13 protein-coding genes are annotated in these 18,053 nt (G+C 71.1%); 5 read left to right on the plus strand and 8 right to left on the minus strand.

Annotation, left to right across the window (positions count from 1 at the left end):
* Positions 1–369: 369 nt before the first annotated feature.
* The 3 genes from OP79_RS36980 to OP79_RS36990 form a co-directional block, all read right to left on the minus strand.
* Positions 370–2,007: a hypothetical protein gene (locus OP79_RS36980; RefSeq protein ID WP_033326727.1), complete on the minus strand. Its 1,638-nt coding sequence runs from the start codon at positions 2,005–2,007 to the stop codon at positions 370–372.
* Positions 2,008–2,192: 185 nt separating this feature from the next.
* On the minus strand, positions 2,193–3,392 hold the full coding sequence (locus OP79_RS36985) for a hypothetical protein (protein ID WP_157857419.1): 1,200 nt from the start codon (positions 3,390–3,392) through the stop codon (positions 2,193–2,195).
* Positions 3,393–3,763: 371 nt separating this feature from the next.
* Positions 3,764–4,015, minus strand: a complete 252-nt coding sequence (locus OP79_RS36990; protein ID WP_033326729.1) for a helix-turn-helix domain-containing protein — start codon at positions 4,013–4,015, stop codon at positions 3,764–3,766.
* Positions 4,016–4,076: 61 nt separating this feature from the next.
* Here OP79_RS36990 and map point away from each other — a divergent pair, with 61 nt between their 5' ends.
* Both map and OP79_RS37000 read left to right on the plus strand, forming a co-directional pair.
* The gene (gene map / locus OP79_RS36995) at positions 4,077–4,844 is read left to right on the plus strand and encodes a type I methionyl aminopeptidase (RefSeq protein WP_033326731.1); all 768 of its coding nucleotides are present in this window, start codon (positions 4,077–4,079) and stop codon (positions 4,842–4,844) included.
* Positions 4,845–5,327: 483 nt separating this feature from the next.
* Positions 5,328–7,970 carry an ATP-dependent Clp protease ATP-binding subunit gene (locus OP79_RS37000; protein ID WP_033326732.1) on the plus strand — a complete coding sequence of 881 codons (2,643 nt, stop codon included), beginning with the start codon at positions 5,328–5,330 and terminating at the stop codon, positions 7,968–7,970.
* 34 nt (positions 7,971–8,004) lie between these two features.
* Here OP79_RS37000 and ggt read toward each other — a convergent pair whose 3' ends face one another.
* Positions 8,005–9,810 carry a gamma-glutamyltransferase gene (gene ggt, locus OP79_RS37005; RefSeq protein ID WP_033326734.1) on the minus strand — a complete coding sequence of 602 codons (1,806 nt, stop codon included), beginning with the start codon at positions 9,808–9,810 and terminating at the stop codon, positions 8,005–8,007.
* A 104-nt stretch (positions 9,811–9,914) separates the two neighbouring features.
* On the opposite strand from ggt, the gene OP79_RS37010 reads away from it, so the two are divergent.
* Both OP79_RS37010 and OP79_RS37015 read left to right on the plus strand, forming a co-directional pair.
* Complete coding sequence (locus tag OP79_RS37010; RefSeq protein ID WP_078492241.1) at positions 9,915–10,673, plus strand: hypothetical protein; 759 nt, start codon at positions 9,915–9,917, stop codon at positions 10,671–10,673.
* 116 nt (positions 10,674–10,789) lie between these two features.
* Positions 10,790–12,373 (plus strand): alpha/beta fold hydrolase, encoded by a 1,584-nt coding sequence (locus OP79_RS37015; protein ID WP_033326738.1) that lies wholly within the window; start codon positions 10,790–10,792, stop codon positions 12,371–12,373.
* Between the two features lie 146 nt (positions 12,374–12,519).
* On the opposite strand, the gene OP79_RS37020 is transcribed toward OP79_RS37015, so the two are convergent.
* On the minus strand, positions 12,520–12,957 hold the full coding sequence (locus tag OP79_RS37020) for a DUF6278 family protein (RefSeq protein ID WP_033326740.1): 438 nt from the start codon (positions 12,955–12,957) through the stop codon (positions 12,520–12,522).
* A 236-nt stretch (positions 12,958–13,193) separates the two neighbouring features.
* Between OP79_RS37020 and OP79_RS37025 the strand changes: the two genes are divergently transcribed.
* Positions 13,194–14,954 (plus strand): SGNH/GDSL hydrolase family protein, encoded by a 1,761-nt coding sequence (locus tag OP79_RS37025; protein ID WP_033326742.1) that lies wholly within the window; start codon positions 13,194–13,196, stop codon positions 14,952–14,954.
* A 193-nt stretch (positions 14,955–15,147) separates the two neighbouring features.
* Here OP79_RS37025 and OP79_RS37030 read toward each other — a convergent pair whose 3' ends face one another.
* From OP79_RS37030 to pcaDC, 3 genes are all read right to left on the minus strand, one after another.
* Positions 15,148–15,927: an exodeoxyribonuclease III gene (locus OP79_RS37030; RefSeq protein WP_033326744.1), complete on the minus strand. Its 780-nt coding sequence runs from the start codon at positions 15,925–15,927 to the stop codon at positions 15,148–15,150.
* A gap of 73 nt (positions 15,928–16,000) precedes the next feature.
* On the minus strand, positions 16,001–16,636 hold the full coding sequence (locus OP79_RS37035; RefSeq protein WP_033326746.1) for an MBL fold metallo-hydrolase: 636 nt from the start codon (positions 16,634–16,636) through the stop codon (positions 16,001–16,003).
* Between the two features lie 86 nt (positions 16,637–16,722).
* Positions 16,723–18,006, minus strand: a complete 1,284-nt coding sequence (pcaDC, locus tag OP79_RS37040) for a bifunctional 3-oxoadipate enol-lactonase/4-carboxymuconolactone decarboxylase PcaDC (RefSeq protein ID WP_211270932.1) — start codon at positions 18,004–18,006, stop codon at positions 16,723–16,725.
* Positions 18,007–18,053: the final 47 nt, after the last annotated feature.

Below are 18,053 nucleotides of genomic sequence, written 5' to 3' on the forward strand. Positions count from 1 at the left end.
GAAAAGCAAAAGCCTGCGGCTCCACGCAGCCAAAGCCACAACGGACCCGCGCCCTGCCCTCCGGGGGGGGGGGTCGTGGGCCGGTGCGTCAGCCCGTCGCAGGCCGGGCATACGGCCCTGGCCTGGTACACGGCCCTGGTTCTCCGAGACCGAAGCTAAGCGACGGGCATACGACGCACCGGCCCACGCCCCCTCCCGCCGGAGGGCAGGGCGCGGGTCCGTTGTGGCTTTGGCTGAGTGGAGCCGCAGGCTTTTGCTTTTCAGGGGCGCGGGGAACTGCGCGACCAGCCACGACGCACCCGCACTCGCCAACGAACCGAACCCACCACCCCCATAGGCGTCCCCCACCCGCCGGAGGCGGAGGCGCCGTCACCCCGTGTAACCCGCAACGCGCAACGCATGGACCAAGTCCCAGTGGCGTTCCTCGGACACGGCCTTGGCCGCCTCAAGAAGGAGGGGGGCCAGGCGCGCCGGGTCGGGGGCCGCGCTGCGGGCCGCTTCCTCAGGCGTGCGGACGCGGACGTACGCGTCGAGGAGCGCGCGCACCTCACGGTCGCGGCCATCCTCGGCGAGCGCCAACACCGCCTCGCCGATCTCCGAGGCAGGCCGTGTGACACCCTGTCGCAGCATCTGCCGGCCGTCCGCCGTACGCCCCGCCGCCGCGAGCGCATCGGCCGCGGCGACCAGCCGGTCGGCCGGCAGCGAAACCGCCTCCCACAGAAGCGTGGACCAGTCCGCACCCAGGCCCGCGCGGTGCAGCTCGGCGGCGAGAAGGGGAAAGCGGGCCGCAGGCCAGTACGCGGCTTCGGCCAGCAGGACGTGCGCCTCGCCGCTGCGGCCCTCGCCGCGCAGCCGGACGAGCCGCTGGACCGTCTCGACCGTGGCCCGCCGCGCGTCGTCGTCCAACGGCTCGCGCCGCGCCGACGGCCGCCGCTCCACCTCCTCGGTGGCCCCTGCGTAACGAACCCCCCGCGGGCTGCGTTCCGTGGCGGCAGGCGCGGGCATGGCCGGTACGGCGCTGGCACCGGTGTCCGCTTCGATCCCGGCGAAGCGGGCACTGCCTCGGGGCCGCCGTTTGGAGCGCTGCTTGGCCGCCTTGGCCCCCTTTGGGGCGGCGGGAGCGGTGGGTGTGGATGGCACGGGGTGAGAGTCGGCCGGAGAGATCCGGCCGTCGGACGGGCTGGCGTGTTCTGGTGAGGGCGAGGCGGGCATCGGGGCCGGGGTGTCCACGCCGGCGTCGGGCTGCCAGGCAGCCCGACGCGTGGTCGAGTCCCGCCAGATGTCCGGCCAGTCGTCCTCGATCGGCTCCCGGCGCGGCGCGCCCACGCGTCCCCCGGCGGCACGCTCGGAGCCGTACGCACCACCGCGCCCATGGGACGACCCCCCGTAACCGTCGTCCGTCGACCCCTCGCCCCCGTCGGACCCCTCGTCGACCCAGACCATTCCCCCGCCGTCCCCCGGAGGGATCGTCATCGCCTCGCGTGCGTGTCCGCCCGGCGTCCGGCGGTTCAACTCGTCCAGGCGGGACTGGATTTCGGCGCAGCGGGCGGTGGCGCGTTCGTGGTCGTCGCGGGCCCAGGCCAGGTCGAGGCGTATGGAGTCGACCTCGTCGCGGGAGGTGGCGGCGCGGAGCGACTGGGTGAGTTCCGCCTGGCGTTCGGCGGCGTAGCGCTGTTCGCGGAGCATGACGTCGAGGCGGTCGCCGAGGGCCTCCCGGCCGCCGGGTCGGGCATCGTACGCGGCGAGCGAGGCGCGGTGGAGGACGCGTGCCCGCTCGGTCTCCTGCGTGGCGGCCCGGTCACCGTATGCGGCGGCGAGGTCCTGGAGGAGGGCCTCCACGACGTCCCAGGGCGGCACTTCCCAGCCGTCCATGCAGGCCCGCATCCCTTCGGGATCGCGCTGCCAGAACACAGCACACCACCCGCCGCCCTGGTCGAGCCGGGTCAGCAGCCCTTTGAGATATTGAGCGAACTCCCGTACCTGGCCCGGGAGTTGTTCCACCGTCATTATGTTCACCCCACGCCAGCCTGGAGTACTCCGTTCCGGTAGAAAACACCATTCGTGTTACGGATGTGCTACGACGGGCTTTCGGACGGGCCGCACAGTACTCCGCCCCACTCGGAACGTGATGTGCGCGGCGGAGCTTCGAGAGGCCGGCAACTCCCGTAATGCGAAGGATGCCTACACCGTTCCTAAACACTGAGTGGTAGTGAGTTCTGCGTCCAGGTCTGCACGTCAGTGGCCCGCTCCGAACGGTGTTGGGCGGACTCGGCCGTCGCGTGGGGCCTTCGGCGGCGTGCATCGTGTGCACGATCCTCCAGGCGCGCTCGGGCCGTGGGGGTGCGGTCGGGGTCGGGCTGGGTGGTCAGCGCGGGTGGGCGATGGTCTTCCGTACCGGTCCCGGGGTGCGTCGTCGCGCACCGCCTGCCCTCCCTGACGGGGTGGGCTGGGACGGCTTCCGTCTGCTTGCGGGGGACGGTCTTCTCTGCCCTGCGCCGCGCGCCCAGCCCCTGATAGCAGCGCCCGTCCTCGAAGGCGATGCGGTAGCCGACCGCCCGGTGGGCGCCTACCTGGGCCCGCCACTGACGGTCGCGGTAGGCGAACGCGCACCGCGCATCGAGCGGGTAGCGGCCATGAGCATCGCACCACCGGGCGTGGCGGGCGGCGAGTTCGGGCGGCAGCTTGATCGTGACGGTGCCGTCGGGGGTGATGTGGATGCTCTGATTGCCGTGCCGCTTGCCGCTCTCCCCGTCCGCCTCGATCCTCGTGCGCGCCTCGCGCCACCGGCGCCGCCACCGCTCCTGGTCCAGCCCGGCCTGCTCCAGGTGCAGCCGGGTGTGCAGCAGTCCGCGGCCGCCGCGCACCACCCGCACATGGCCCTGCTCCCAGGCCGCCCGCACCCGGGTGGCCTCGGCCTGGAGGTGGATCAGGCGGCGCTGCTTGGCCGCCCGGACGGCCTGGCTGGGATAGCCCTCGATACGGGTCGTGCCGTGGCAGGCGCCGACGGGGACGGCAAGCCGCGCGGACACCGTGGCGATGGCCTGCTCCAGCTCCGCCAGGTGTGCGGCCTGGGCGCGGCGGGCCAGCGCCCACTGGTCGTTGCTGCCCCGGGTGATGGTGCCCGCCCACCGCGACGACGACAGCGCGGTCAGCTCCCGCTTGCGCCGGGCGAAATCCTCCGTGGTGTGCCCCGCCCCCAGGAAGATGCGTTCGGCCAGATCCCGGTTGGCCAACTCGCCCAGAAATTCCCCGAGTTCAGCCAGTACCCGTTCATCCCGCCGGGACAGGTGCAGCCGGGTGCGGACGGCCATCGCCCCGGAATGCTCCGCCAGCCGGGGCGGGGCCAGCACCCGCAACCCCGACACCGAACGCACCACCGACCCCGCAGCCACCACCCCACCCCCCTGTATCCGAGTCCGTACAGGGCTAACGACCTCAGCAACGCAAGGTCACCCGTTCGGCCTCAAAACCTCGGTTCTCCCGAGCCCGCCCTCGGCCGCAGCCACCGCCGCCCCAGCCCGGCTCCGCGCGGAGCGCCGCCCGAACAACCGCGCCCCTTGCACCGACTTCGTCAACGACTGCTCGATCAACGCCGTCCGCTGATTGATCCGCCGCGGGCACCGGCAACCGCCCCTCCCGAAACCACCGATACGCCGTCTACGGATGGATCCCCTGCACCCGCGCCCACTCCTTAAGGTTCACCAGCCCACCGCAGGACTGTCGCGCAGTATCAGTCAGCAAAACTCGGTACTCCGGCAGCAGCTCACACCCCCGTCAGGGCACACCGCCCCGCGATCTCGTCCATCGACAGACCCAGCGCTCCGGCCAGTGCCGCCACGGTGAAGAAGGCGGGGGTCGGGGCCCGGCCGGTCTCGATCTTGCGGAGCGTCTCGGCGGAGAGGCCCGCGCTGGCGGCGACCTCCGCCATACTGCGGCCACCACGGGCCTCGCGCAGCAACCGGCCGAGCCGCTCGCCGCGTTCACGCTCTTCGGGGGTCAGGGGGTTTCGCACCATGGCCCCATACTAATACCGGCAAGCGGTATATTAATAGGTGCTGAGCGGTATAGTAATTGGCATGGTTGAACTGAAGACGGACACGTCTATCGACGCGATGTACGAAACGGGCCAGGTCGTGGGCCGGGCCCTCACGGCGGTACGGAAGGCCGCAGACATCGGCGTCTCGCTCCTGGAACTGGACGAGGTCGCCCACGACGTCCTGCGCAGCGCAGGCGCCGGCTCCCCCTTCCTCGGTTATCGGCCCTCCTTCGCCCCCACGCCCTTCCCGGCGGTCCTGTGCACTTCCGTGAACGACGCGATCGTGCACGGCATCCCGACCAACTACCGGCTGCGCGACGGCGACCTGCTCTCCGCCGACTTCGGCGCCGAACTGGGCGGCTGGGCAGGCGACTCGGCGATCAGCTTCGTCGTGGGCCGGCCCCGCCCCGACGACCTACGTCTCATCGAGACCGCCGAGCGCGCCCTGGCGGCGGGCATCGAGGCGGCCGTCGTCGGCAACCGCATCGGCGACATCGCGCACGCCATCGGCACGGTGTGCCGCGCGGCGGGCTACGGCATTCCGGACGGCTTCGGCGGCCACGGCATCGGCCGCCGCATGCACGAGGACCCTCCGGTCCCGAACGAGGGCCGACCCGGCCGCGGCCTCCCCCTCCGCCACGGCATGGTCCTGGCCATCGAGCCCATGCTCATCGCCTCCGGCGCGGACGGCTACCACGCAGCCGCAGACGGCTGGACCCTCCGAACCAACGACGGCTCCCGTGCAGCCCACGCCGAGCACACGGTGGCCATCACCACCACGGGTCCCAGGGTCCTGACGGCCCGCTGAAACCTCCGGCGGTCGGGCGGGGACTACGGGGGTGGTGGGTTCGGTGCGTGGGCGAGTGCGGGTGCGTCGTGGCTGGTCGCGCCCACGCGGCGGAGCCGCATATCGAAACAGCCCCGCGCCCCTGAAAAGCAAAAGCCTGCGGCTTCCCGCGCCCGGAGCAAGCCCGTACTCCCGACTACTCGCGGCTTCCCTCCGGTGGGAGGGGTCGTGGGCCGGTGCGTCGTATGCCCGTCGCGTAGCTTCGGTCTCGGAGAACCCGCACCGTGTACCAGCTAAGGGTCGTATGCCCGGCCTGCGACGGGCTGACGCACCGGCCCACGACCCCGCACCCACCACCCACCCCGGGGGCGCGGGGAACGGCGCGACCAGCCACCCACACACCCGCACCCAACAACGCACCCGAACGCCCCCAAACCCCCACGTGTAACCGACGGAGTCATGGGCACTCGCGAGCCGCACGGTAGTCAACATGCGAGGACGGCCATGACCAGCGGCTTCCCAGGTCCGCAGGGCTACGGCCCGGACCCCTTCGGAGAATTCTTCGCCCGCTTCTTCGGGGGCGGGCCGCGCCCCGCCCCCCGGCACATCGACATCGGCCGGCTGATGAGCGGCCCCGCCCGCCAGCTGGTCGCCACCGCCGCGACGTACGCCACCGAACACGGCAGTACGGACCTCGACACCCAGCACCTCCTCCGCGCCGCCCTCGCCGTCGAACCCACCCGCAGCCTCCTGGCCCGCGCCGGCGCCGACCCCGACGCGCTGGCCACCGAGATCGACGAACGAGTGGGCCCGGCCGACAACCAGTCCGCGACCAAGCCCGGCAACCAGTCCACCGACAGGCCCGACAACCGGCCCGAGGACCGAACCGACGCCCAGCCCGACGACCGCCCCCACGCCCCCCTCGGCATCACCCCCGCGGTCAAGCGCGCCCTCCTCGACGCCCACGCCCTGGCCAGGGCGCAAGGCGTCGGCTACATCGGCCCCGAGCACGTCCTCAGCGCCCTCGCCGCGAACCCCGACTCCGCCGCCGGGCACATCCTGAACGCCGCCCGGTTCAGCCCCTCCCCCGGCCCGCCCGAGGGATCGGCCCCGGCGGCAGGTGCCCCCGCGCATCCCGAGCGGGCGCGTTCCTCCCCCACCCCGACCCTGGACAAGTACGGCCGGGATCTCACCGACCTCGCCCGGCAGGGCCGTATCGACCCGGTCATCGGCCGGGACCAGGAGATCGAGCAGACCGTCGAGGTGCTGTCCCGGCGCGGCAAGAACAACCCGGTCCTGATCGGCGACGCGGGCGTGGGCAAGACCGCCATCGTGGAAGGCCTCGCGGAGCGCATCGCCGACGGGGACGTACCCGATGTCCTCGCCGGCCGCCGGGTGGTCGCCCTGGACCTGTCGGGCGTGGTGGCCGGGACGCGCTACCGCGGTGACTTCGAGGAGCGGCTGACCAACATCGTCGACGAGATCCGTACGAACTCCGACGAGCTGATCGTCTTCATCGACGAACTGCACACCGTCGTCGGCGCCGGAGGCGGCGGCGAGGGCGGCTCGATGGACGCGGGCAACATCCTCAAGCCGGCGCTGGCCCGCGGTGAGCTGCACGTCGTGGGTGCCACGACGCTGGAGGAGTTCCGCCGGATCGAGAAGGACGCGGCCCTGGCGCGCCGGTTCCAGCCGATCCTGGTCCCCGAGCCCTCCGCCGCGGACGCGCTGGAGATCCTGCGCGGCCTGAGCGACCGGTACGAGGCCCATCACCAGGTCCGCTACGCCGACGAGGCCCTGGTCGCCGCCGTGGAACTGTCCGACCGCTACATCACGGACCGCCATCTGCCGGACAAGGCCATCGACCTGATGGACCAGGCGGGTGCCCGTGTGCGCCTGCGCGCCAGGACCAAGGGCACCGACGTACGCGCCCTGGAGCGCGAGGTCGAGCAGCTCACCCGGGACAAGGACCAGGCGGTGGCGAGTGAGCAGTACGAACAGGCCACACAGTTGCGCGACCGGATCACCGAGCTGAAGACGAAGATCGAGGCGGGGCGCGACGGGGAGGCCGACGAGGGACAGCAGCTCGAGGTCACCGCCGAGGCCGTCGCCGAGGTGGTCTCCCGGCAGACCGGCATCCCGGTCAGCAGCCTCACCACCGAGGAGAAGGACCGGCTGCTCGGCCTGGAGGAGCATCTGCACGAGCGGGTCGTCGGACAGGACGAGGCGGTCAGGGTCGTTGCCGACGCGGTGCTGCGCTCCCGGGCCGGGCTTGCCAGCCCCGACCGGCCGATCGGCAGCTTCCTCTTCCTCGGCCCGACCGGGGTCGGCAAGACAGAACTGGCCCGCGCGCTGGCGGAGGCCCTGTTCGGCAGCGAGGAGCGGATGGTGCGCCTGGACATGAGCGAGTACCAGGAACGGCACACCGTCAGTCGGCTCGTCGGCGCCCCGCCCGGCTACGTCGGCCACGAGGAGGCCGGGCAGCTCACCGAGACCGTACGACGGCACCCGTACTCGCTGCTCCTGCTCGACGAGGTGGAGAAGGCCCACCCCGACGTGTTCAACATCCTGTTGCAGGTCCTCGACGACGGCCGGCTCACCGACGCCCAGGGCCGCACGGTGGACTTCACCAACACCGTGATCGTGATGACCAGCAACCTCGGCTCCGAGGCGATCACCCGCGGCACCGGCCTCGGCTTCGCCGCGCGCGACGCCGAGGCCGACGAGCAGGCCCGCCGTGAGCAGATCCTGCGCCCGCTGCGCCAGCACTTCCGGCCGGAGTTCCTCAACCGGATCGACGAGGTCGTGGTCTTCCGGCAGCTCACCAGCGATCAACTGCACCGCATCACCGAGCACTTGCTGGATCAGACGCGGCACCGGCTGCGCGTCCGGGACGTCTCGGTCACCTTCACCGACAGGGCCGTCGACTGGCTCGCGCAGCGCGGACACGAGCCCGAGTACGGCGCCCGGCCGCTGCGCCGCACCATCCAGCGGGAGATCGACAACCGGCTGTCCCGTCTCCTCCTCGACGGCCGGCTCACGCCGGGCAGCCGGGTGACGGTGGACATCGAGCACGGCGAGCCGGTGTTCCGCACCGACGAGAACACCGACGAGGGCACCGACGAGACGGGCCAGGCCGAAGGCTGAGCCACGGACGAGACCCGTCAAGCCGAAGGCCGATCTACTTCGCCGGTGTCACCACCATCGCCGAGCCACCCCCGCGCCGTACCTTCTCCGCCGCCGCCAGCCACTTCCCGTTCGGCAGCCGCTGGACGGCCGTCGCCGCGCCGATCTCCGGGTTCTGCCTAAAGCCATGGCCGATCGACTCCAGCCCAGTCCTCAACTCGCTGTTCCACAGGCCAGGTTCGAGCTCGGTGGTCGTCTGGTTGCGCTGGCTGGCGCGCGGTGCGGCGATCGCGTCGACCAGCGGAAGGCCACGGTCGACGAAGCCCGTCAACGTCTGCAGCACGGTCGTGATGATCGTCGCGCCACCCGGCGAACCGAGCGCCACCACCGGCTTGTTGTGCTGGTCCAGCACGATCGTCGGTGAGATCGACGAGCGCGGCCGCTTGCCCGGACCCGGCAGGTTCGGGTCGTGCACGTCGGGGCTCGCGGGTGTGAAGGAGAAGTCCGTCAGCTCGTTGTTGAGGATGAAGCCGCGGTCCGGGACGGTGATGCCGCTGCCGCCGGTCTGCTCGATGGTGAGGGTGTACGCGACGACATTGCCCCACTTGTCGGCCGCCGTGAGATGCGTGGTGTTCTCACCCTCGTACGTCGTCGGCGCCGCCGTACCGCCGGTCGAGCAGGCCGCGGGGTTCCGCGGATCTCCCGGCGCCAGCGGGCTCGTCAGCACCGCGTCGTCCTTGATCAGGCACTCGCGCGAGTCAGCGTACTTCTGCGACAGCAGTTCCTTCGTCGGTACGTCCTCGAAGGCGGGGTCGCCCACCCAGCGCCCCCGGTCCGCGAAGGCGATACGGCTCGCCTCGATGTAGCGGTGCAGGTACTGGACGTCCGAGGCCTTCGAAAGGTCCGTGTTCTCAAGGATGTTGAGTGCCTCCCCGACCGTGGTGCCGCCGGAGGAGGAGGGTGCGATGGAGTAGACGTTCAGACCGCGGTACTTCGTCTGCGTCGGGGCCTGCCGCTTCGTCTCGTACGCCGCGAGGTCCTTCAGGGACAGCTCGCCGGGGCGGGCGTTACGTCCCGAAGCCGGGTCCACGGGCGGGTCGTTGACCGTGTCGACGATGTCCCGCGCCAGCTTGCCGCGGTAGAGCGCGCCGACGCCCTTACGGCCCAACTCCTCGTACGTGCGCGCCAGATCGGGGTTCTTGAAGGTAGTGCCGACCACGGGCAGTTGGCCGCCGGGGAGGAACAGCTCGGCCGTGTCCGGGAAGTCCTTGAAGCGGGCCTGGTTGGACTCCGTCTGGGAGCGGAAGGTCGGGTCGACGGTGAATCCTTCGCGCGCGAGCCGCTCGGCGGGCTTCAGCAGCGGGCCGAGCCGCTTGCTGCCCCAGGCGTCGAGTGCCGTCTGCCAGGTGGCGGGGGTGCCTGGCGTTCCCACGCCGAGGCCGCTGGTCACCGCGTCGGCGAACGGGATCGGCTGCCCGTTCTCCAGGAAGAGCCCCGAGTCGGCGGTCAGCGGTGCCGTCTCGCGTCCGTCGATGGTGTGCACCGTACGGGACTTGGCGTCGTAGTAGACGAAGTAGCCGCCCCCGCCGATGCCCGCGGAGTACGGCTCGGTGACGCCGAGCGCCGCCGCCGTGGCGACGGCCGCGTCCACCGCGTTGCCGCCCTTGCGCAGGACCTCGATACCGGCGGCGGACGCGTCCGCGTCGACACTCGACACGGCCCCGCCGTATCCGACGGCGACCGGCTCCTTCTCGGGCGTCGCGGTGGCAGGCGCGGACGGGGGTGCCGCCGCCCCGACCGACACCACGGCAGCCGAGACCGCCAGGACCGCGAGCTTCCGTCCAACCGGACGACGATGCATCCATACCTCCAGTTATCAGCCGTCTGCGCAGCGTACTTCTTTGCCATGATCCCGTCAGGGACTCCTCGAACAGCGTTCCGACGCGCCCGCTACCATGCGCGCCCATGAATGACGACGTGCGCAACATCGTTCTGGGCGCGGCCCTGGCAGTCATCGGCGCCGCGCTCGGCTGGCTCGCCCGTACGTACCTGTGGAAGCGCAAACTCCACCGTAAGCAGGCGTTCTTCGGGCTGCCCGAGAACTCCGAGTCGCTGCTGGTGGTGAATCGCGATGCGGGCGGCCCGGATCTCACGGTCGTGCGCCACGACGTGGCCGCGCTGCTCGAACTCGCCGCACTGATCAAGGACTGCGGCGCGCACTCCCAACTCGTCGCACACGACGCGGCGCAGCAGGGCTTCGGGGAGCGTACGGAGTTCTGCGTGGGCCACCCCTCGGCGAACCGCCGGATGGCCGCGCATCTGCACTCGCTGCTGCCGGGTGTGCGCCTGAACACGGATCCGGAGCCGGGCCCGGACCGCGGCGCCTTCCAGATCGGCGGGGAGTCCTATCGCCTGGAGCCCGGCCGGACCGAGTACGCGTTTCTCGCCCGGCTCACCGCGGGCCAGGGCCACGACACGACGAGACCCGTGTTCGTCTTCTGCGGCCAGCGCGCGATCACCAACCAGGCGGCCACCCGCTATCTCGCCCGCCATCACGAGCGGCTGGCGCGCAAGCACGGCAACAACTCCTTCGTTCTGCTCCTGAAGGTCACCAACTCCCAGGCGTACGGCTCCGATGTCGTCGAACTCGTCGCGGACGTCACAAAGGCCGCGCAGACCCCGGCAGTTGAGGCCGCTCCCCAGAAGGGACATCGCGCCTCCTAGGTCTCTACACATTTCAACGATCGTTACTCGCACGTAACTTACCGACGGGTTACCTGCGGTAAGAGACGGCGGTTACCGTCGGGTCACTTTGCACTTACACGAGTGAGGAGTGACCCGTGGGAAGTCCTCGCAAAGCCCTGCGTACCACCGCCGTTGGTGCCGTTTCGGCGACCCTGCTCGCCGGCACGGCCCTGGGGCTCGCCCCTGCCGCCCAGTCGGCGCCCGGCATGCAGGCAGCCGCGGCCGGCGTCCGGTTCGTAGACATCGCCGGCGACGGCGGCACCACCCTCAAGGCCAACGTCGTCACCCCCACGGACGACGACGGCACCCGCCGCTACCCGCTGATCGTCCTGCCGACAAGCTGGGGCCTGCCTCAGGTCGAGTACCTCGCCCAGGCCCAGAAGCTCGCCAACTCCGGCTACGTGGTCGTCAGTTACAACGTCCGCGGCTTCTGGCAGTCCGGCGGCCACATCGAGGTGGCGGGCCCGCCCGACATCGCCGACGCCTCCAAGGTCATCGACTGGGCCCTCGCCAACACCCCGGCCGACGCGGACAAGGTCGGCATGGCGGGTCTCTCGTACGGCGCGGGCATCAGCCTGCTCGCCGCCGCACACGACAAGCGTGTCAAGGCGGTTGCCGCGCTCAGCGGCTGGGCCGACCTGATCGACTCGATCTACTCCGGCCGTACCCAGCATTCCCAGGCGGCGGCCCTGCTGGACGGCGCGGGCAACATCACCGGCCGCCAGAGCCCCGAACTCAAGCAGATCTTCAAGGACTTCTTCGCCTCCAACCTGGCCAGGGAGCCGGAGCTCATCGCCTGGGGGAAGAAGCGTTCCCCCGCGACGTACGTCGACCGGATCAACTCCAACGGCACGGCGGTCATGATGGCCAACGCCTGGGGCGACACGATCTTCCCGCCCAACCAGTACGCCGACTTCTTCGAGAAGCTGACCGGCCCCAAGCGGCTGGAACTGCGCCCCGGCGACCACGCCACCAACGAGGCGACCGGGTTGCTCGGCCTGCCCAACGACGTGTGGACCGACACCACCCGCTGGTTCGACCACCACCTCAAGGGCGCGGCCAACGGCATCGACCGCGAGCAACCGGTCCGGCTCAAGTCCCGCTCCACAGGCGGCTACGAGGGCTACCCGGACTGGAAGTCGGTCACCGCGACCCGCAAGAAGATCGACCTCGCGGGCACCACCACGATCCGCGCGAACGTCAACTCCGGCGCGGACGGCGGGATCGTCTTCCTGTCCAGCATCCTCGACCAGGTGGCCAAGCTGCCCCCGATGGCCTCGATGCCGTTCCTGCCACGCCGGTACGCCGCCGTATGGCAGTCGGAGAAGTACGCGAGCGCTGGGCGGGTGCGCGGGACCACGAAGTTGCACACCACGGTCACCAGCAACAAGGAGAGCGGCACTCTCGTCGCATACCTCTACGACGTGGGCCCGCTCGGCCTCGGCAAGCTGGTCAGCAACGCCCCGTACACGTTCCACGGGCAGACGCCGGGCAAGCCGTTCGGCGTCGATCTGGAGCTGTTCTCCACGGCCTACGACGTCCCGGCGGGCCATCGGCTCGCCCTGGTCGTCGACACGGTCGACCCGCTCTACATCGAGCACAACCCGACCGGGGCGCAGCTGACCTTCTCCTCACCCGCGGCCGATCCGTCGTATGTGTCGGTTCCGTTGGGCGGGTAGTGATCTGCGGCTGCTGCCGGGCGGGCCATTGCCCGTGAGTCACCACTCCCCAAGGAGTTCTTGAACGCATCACCCCGTCAGTGCTTGAGGATCGGGGACTGCCGGGGTGATGGGTCACACCGAGAATGCTTCACGCCGAGGACGGACTACGCTTCCGACACCTCGCCGTACAGCTGAGAGAGTTCCGGTACGCCGCTGGTCGCCCACTCGCCCCCGGCGGCGACCACGTCGATCTCGCGGCCGGATTCCAGCCGCACCACCGGCTGGCCGTTGGGCCACAGCTGCCAGGTCGCGCCGGGGACCGTGCGCAGAATGACGGTGCCGAGATACAGGCCGGCGTCGTTGCCGAGCCAGGGCAGGCTCTCCTCGTCGTCGCGCCAGCGCGGCAGCAGCTGGTCGAGCGCCTCCAACGAGGCCGGGGAGTCGTCGAGTTCGATTCCCGCCCGGTACGCCTGGGAGCGCAGCAGTTCGCACTCGGAGAGAAGCTCGGCCAACCCCTCACGATCGCTCTCACTGTCGGAGAAGACAGCGACTCTGGCGGGGTCTCGCTTCTTGCGCCAGTTGCCCAGGAACGAGATGTTCATACACCCAGCCTGTCATCCATATCGCCCGGCGCACCACAGGGCACGCGGAACCGCTTGTTCCAGGGGATTTCGCCAGGAGTTCGCACGTCGATCATTGACGGGTCCCTGCTGTCTCCTTAGCTTCCCGGAGCACCTGTTGTCGCGCACCTGTCGCTCGCACATGTCGTCTCGCGCAGGTCGTCTCGTACATGTCATGCAGCACGTGTTGTCCTGTCGGCAAACGGGAGGAGTCGGTCGTGCACCGACGTGTCTGGGGTCCGGCCGTCGCTCTCGCTCTTCTCATGATGGCGGTGCCGACGGCGTCCGCGAAGACCGGGCTGCCCACCCGGGCCGAGCCGCTCCCCCTGGAGCGGCTCTTCGACAACACGGCCGTCAGCGATGACGCGCGGCCCAGCGAGGCAGACTTCGACGGCTCGGGCGGCTCCCTGTCGGCTCGGGACCTGACCGCCGCGGGCTGGATACCGGGCCGCACACTGACCGTCCAGGGCGCCCGGCTGACCTGGCCGCGCAGGGCGGCGGGCCAACCCGACAACGTGCGCGCCGACGGCCAGTCCGTCCGGGTACGCGGCCGTGGCGACGCTCTCACCTTCCTGGTGGCGGGCACGGCCGGCGACGCGGCCACGGGCACGGGTGTGGTGCGGTACGCGAACGGCTCGCACTCCTCGTACCGGCTGACCGCCCCGGACTGGCGCCGCGGCCCCCTCGCCACGAAGGCCGTCGCGCTCCCCCACGTCAACACGCCCGGCGGCCAACTCGCCGAGAAGGCACGGCTGTACGTCGTGACCGTGCCGCTCGCCGAGGGCCGGGCCGTCGCCTCGGTGCAGCTGCCGCGCAATGCCGACCTGCATGTGTTCGCACTGTCGGTACGCGCCGACTCCCCGGGCTGGACGGGCAGTTGGGCCACCTCGACCTCCGGGTACACGGCGGTCGGGCCCTGGACGGACCGGACGCTGCGCCTCGTGGTGCACACCTCGGCGGGCGGACCGCGCGTACGGATCCGGCTGGACAACACCTTCGCCGCGGCGCCCGTACGGATCGGCAGTGCGACGGTGGCGGTCCAGGCGTCCGGTGCGAGCCCGCGGAGCACTCCCGTGCCGCTGTCGTTCCGGGGTGTCGCCGGGACCGAAATCCCCGCGGGGGCCCAGGCGTTCAGCGATCCGCTCGGCTTCGACGTTCCCGCGGACGCCAATCTGCTGGTGAGCTTCCACCTGCCGGGAACGGTGACCGCCGCGCCCGTTCACAGCCTCGCCGTCCAGCGGTCGTACCTCAGCGGGCCGGGCGACCACGCGGCGGACGCCACCCCGGACGCGTACACCTCGGCGATCAGCAACTGGCCGTTGCTGACCGGTGTGGACGTGGGCAGAGGGCCCGGTTCCGTGGTGCTGCTCGGGGACTCGATCACCGACGGCGAGAAGTCGACGCCGGACGCGAACCTGCGCTGGGGCGATGTGCTCGCCAGGCGGCTGCGGAACCAGGACGTGGTCCCGCACTACGGGGTCCTCAACCACGGCATCTCGGCGAACCGTGTGGTCACCGACCGCTACCCCGGCGACGGCGTCTCCACCGACACGGGCGGCGTGAGCGCCCTGAACCGCCTCGACCGTGACGTCCTCGCCCAGACGTCGGCCCGTACGGCCATCGTGTTCCAGGGCGTCAACGACGTCCGCTGGGGTGCGAGCGCGGACCAGGTCATCGCCGGGCTGCGGGAGATCGCCGACCGGGCGCACGCGCGTGGGCTGCGGGTGCTGGCCGCGACGATCGTCCCCTGCGAGGGCGAGGCACGGTGCACGGCTGCCGCCGACGCCGGCCGCTCCGCGGTGAACAGGTGGATTCGGTCCAGCTCCGAGTTCGACGGGGTGCTCGACTTCGATGCGGTGCTGCGGGATCCCGCACGTCCTTCTCGGATGCTGCCGGTGTACGACAGTGGGGATCATCTGCATCCGGGGAACGCGGGGCTCGCTGCGCTGGCGGAGGCTGTGGATTTGAGGTTGCTGTAGCTGCAGCGCCGCTTCGCGGAGAGGTCGTAGTTCGGCTGCGGGCCGTCCGTGGCTGGTCGCTCCCCCACTCTCGGCTGCTCCCCCAGTGCCTTAAGGGCCTGGGGGGACCCCCATCGCGGCGGAGCCGCACATTGATACAGCCCCGCGCCCCTTTGGAGCGCGCCCGTGCGGGGCGCACCGACGAGGGCGTCGGCTACACCTCCAGGTCCACCACCACCGGGGCGTGGTCGGACGCGCCCTTGCCCTTGCGCTCCTCGCGGTCCACGTACGCGTCCGTGACCGCCTTTGCGAAAGGTTCGTTGCCGTAGACCAGGTCGATGCGCATGCCGCGGTTCTTGGGGAAACCGAGCTGGCGGTAGTCCCAGTACGTGTACGGGTGGTCGTACTTGAGGGGGCGCGGGACCACGTCCGAGAGGCCGGCCTCGCGGAGTTCGGTGAGGGCGGCGCGCTCGGCGGGGGTGACGTGGGTGGAGCCCTCGAAGGCGGAGATGTCGTAGACGTCGTCGTCCGTCGGCGCGACGTTGTAGTCGCCCAGCACCGCGAACGGGCGGCTGCCGCCCACGTCGCCCGCGATCGCCGCCTTGAGGGCCTCGAACCACTGGAGCTTGTAGGCGAAGTGGGGGTGGTCCACCTCTCGGCCGTTCGGCACGTACACCGACCAGACGCGGATCGGGCCGCAGGTCGCGGCTATGGCGCGGGGCTCCTGGACGCCGTCGTAGCCGGGGTCGCCGGGCAGGCCTTTGACCACGTCTTCGAGGCCTGCGCGGGAGATCACCGCCACGCCGTTCCAACGTCCCGTCGCATGCACCGCCGACTCGTAGCCCAGCGCGCTCAGCTCTTCGGTGGGGAACTGCTCGGCGGTGGTCTTGGCCTCCTGGAGGCACAGCACGTCGGTGCCGCTGCTCTCCAGCCAGGCCAGCAGCCTGGGGAGACGGGCGGTGATCGAGTTCACGTTCCAGGTGGCAATCCGCATGCCTCACAACTTACCGGGAGGGTCTGACAACGACCCGCGGAAGGCTTGCGCCCAGAGCCCGGAAGGCTTGCGCTCAGAGTTCGGCCGAGGCGCCCGGCGTCAGCCGCAGGTGCTCCGCACCGCCCAGGCCGCCGATCTGCCGGTCGTAGATCGGGCGGGCGAGGTCGGTGAGGAGGGCGTCATGGATGTCGTACGCGCGCTGCGGTTTGACCTCGCGTACGTACTCGATGACCTCGGCGATCTTGTTCCAGGGGGCCATCACCGGGAGCATCAGCGTCTCGACGGGCTGGTCGGGGACGGTGAGGGCGTCGCCCGGGTGGAAGACGCGACCGCCGTCGACGAGGTAGCCGACGTTGGTGATGCGCGGGATGTCGGGGTGGATCACGGCGTGCAGTTCGCCGTGGACCTGGACGTCGAAGCCCGCGGCCGTGAACGTGTCGCCGTGGCCGACGGTGTGCACACGGCCGGGGAACGCCGCCGCGATCTGGTCGGAGACGGACTTCAGCGTCCACAGCTCGGCGCCGGGGTTGGCCTCAAGACCGGCTCGCAGGCGGCCCTCGTCGAAGTGGTCGGGGTGCTCGTGCGTGACCAGGATCGCGTCCGCGCCGACCGCGGCGTCCTCCTCGCTGAAACCGCCGGGGTCGATGACGAGCGTGCGCCCGTCCTTCTCGAGCCGGATACAGGAGTGCGACTTCTTCGTGAGTTTCATGGGTTCCATCCTGCCCCTGACCCAGGGACGGCCTCTCCCCAGGAGCGACCTCATTCCTGGGGCTCACTCCTGGGGCCTCCCGGTGCTCACTCCTGGGGCGTGGTCTCCTCGCGGATGACCTGCTGCGCCACCTTGAAGGCGCTGTTCGCCGCCGGTACGCCGCAGTAGACGCCCGCGTGGAGGAGCACTTCCTTGATCTCGGCCGGAGTGAGGCCGTTGCGGAGGGCGGCCCGGGTGTGGAAGGCGAGCTCTTCGAGGTGGCCGCCCGCGACGAGGGCGGTGAGCGTGACGCAGCTGCGGGAGCGTCTGTCCAGACCGGGGCGGTCCCATATCTCGCCCCACGCGTAGCGCGTGACGAACTCCTGGAAGTCGCCGGAGAACTCGTCCGCCTGGGCGAAGGCCCGGTCCACGTGCGCGTCGCCGAGCACCTCGCGGCGGACCTTGATGCCCGCGTCGTACGGGTCGGGCCTGCCCAGGGCCTCGGGCTGCTCGGCGGCGGCGATCTCGGCGACGGGCGCGACCGGCGGGGCCGCGGCCAGCACCGGCTTGACCGGGGACGCCGCGATCGCCATATGGCCGGTGGTCGTGTCGAAGGCGGGCTGCCAGGCGCTGGTGAAGTGCCGTACGAGGAGGTCGGTGACCGCGGCGGGCTGCTCCACGGGGACCAGGTGCGAGGCGCCGGGCACGACCGCGAGACGGGCGTCCGGTATTCCGGCGACCAGGGTGCGGGCCTCGGCGGGGCCGGTGACCTGGTCGTCGGAGCCGACGAGAACGAGCGTGGGCACACCGACCCGGCCGAGTTCGGGGCGTACGTCGAAGGAGGCGAGCGCCTCGCAGGCGGCGATGTAGCAACCGGGGTCGGTGGTGCGCACCATCTGCACGGCCCACTCGGTGATCGCGGGCTGGGCGGCGGCGAAGCCGGTGGTGAACCAGCGCTCCGGGGACGTACGGGCGATGGGGTCGAGGCCGTTCGTCCGTACGATCACGCCGCGCTGGCGGAACTCGTCGGCCGTGCCGAAGCGCGGTGAGGCGGCGATCAGGGCGAGCGAGGCAACCCGCTCCGGGTGGCGCAGGGCCAGCTCCGTGCCGACGGCGCCGCCGAGCGCGCAGCCCGCGTAGCCGAACCGCTGGACGCCGAGCCCGTCGAGCGTGCCGAGCAGCCGGTCGGCGAGGTCGTTGACCGAACCGGCCGGGTACGCGGGCGCGCCGCCGTGGCCCGGCAGGTCGAACCGGAAGATCCTCCAGTGCTTCATCAGCTCCGGGACCTGCCGGTCCCACATATGCCAGGTGGTACCGAGCGAGGGGCCGAGGACGAGGACCGGGGCGTCTTCCGGGCCGTCGAAGCGGTACTGGAGGGCAGGGGACTTCATCTCACTCACCGCTCCAAGCTAGCTTCCGCACCTGTGGCCGCGAAAAC

This window comes from Streptomyces yerevanensis (genome assembly GCF_000716805.1).
Classification (GTDB): domain Bacteria; phylum Actinomycetota; class Actinomycetes; order Streptomycetales; family Streptomycetaceae; genus Streptomyces; species Streptomyces flaveus.

What these genes read in the sequence shown, in the direction of transcription:
- OP79_RS37030 (WP_033326744.1), bottom strand. Translation starts at nt 15,927, where the DNA reads ATGCGGATTGCCACCTGGAACGTGAACTCGATCACCGCCCGTCTCCCC.
- OP79_RS37010 (WP_078492241.1), top strand. Translation starts at nt 9,915, where the DNA reads ATGAATGACGACGTGCGCAACATCGTTCTGGGCGCGGCCCTGGCAGTC.
- OP79_RS37020 (WP_033326740.1), bottom strand. Translation starts at nt 12,957, where the DNA reads ATGAACATCTCGTTCCTGGGCAACTGGCGCAAGAAGCGAGACCCCGCC.
- OP79_RS36980 (WP_033326727.1), bottom strand. Translation starts at nt 2,007, where the DNA reads ATGACGGTGGAACAACTCCCGGGCCAGGTACGGGAGTTCGCTCAATAT.
- ggt (WP_033326734.1), bottom strand. Translation starts at nt 9,810, where the DNA reads ATGCATCGTCGTCCGGTTGGACGGAAGCTCGCGGTCCTGGCGGTCTCG.
- pcaDC (WP_211270932.1), bottom strand. Translation starts at nt 18,006, where the DNA reads ATGAAGTCCCCTGCCCTCCAGTACCGCTTCGACGGCCCGGAAGACGCC.
- OP79_RS37035 (WP_033326746.1), bottom strand. Translation starts at nt 16,636, where the DNA reads ATGAAACTCACGAAGAAGTCGCACTCCTGTATCCGGCTCGAGAAGGAC.
- map (WP_033326731.1), top strand. Translation starts at nt 4,077, where the DNA reads ATGGTTGAACTGAAGACGGACACGTCTATCGACGCGATGTACGAAACG.
- OP79_RS36990 (WP_033326729.1), bottom strand. Translation starts at nt 4,015, where the DNA reads ATGGTGCGAAACCCCCTGACCCCCGAAGAGCGTGAACGCGGCGAGCGG.
- OP79_RS37000 (WP_033326732.1), top strand. Translation starts at nt 5,328, where the DNA reads ATGACCAGCGGCTTCCCAGGTCCGCAGGGCTACGGCCCGGACCCCTTC.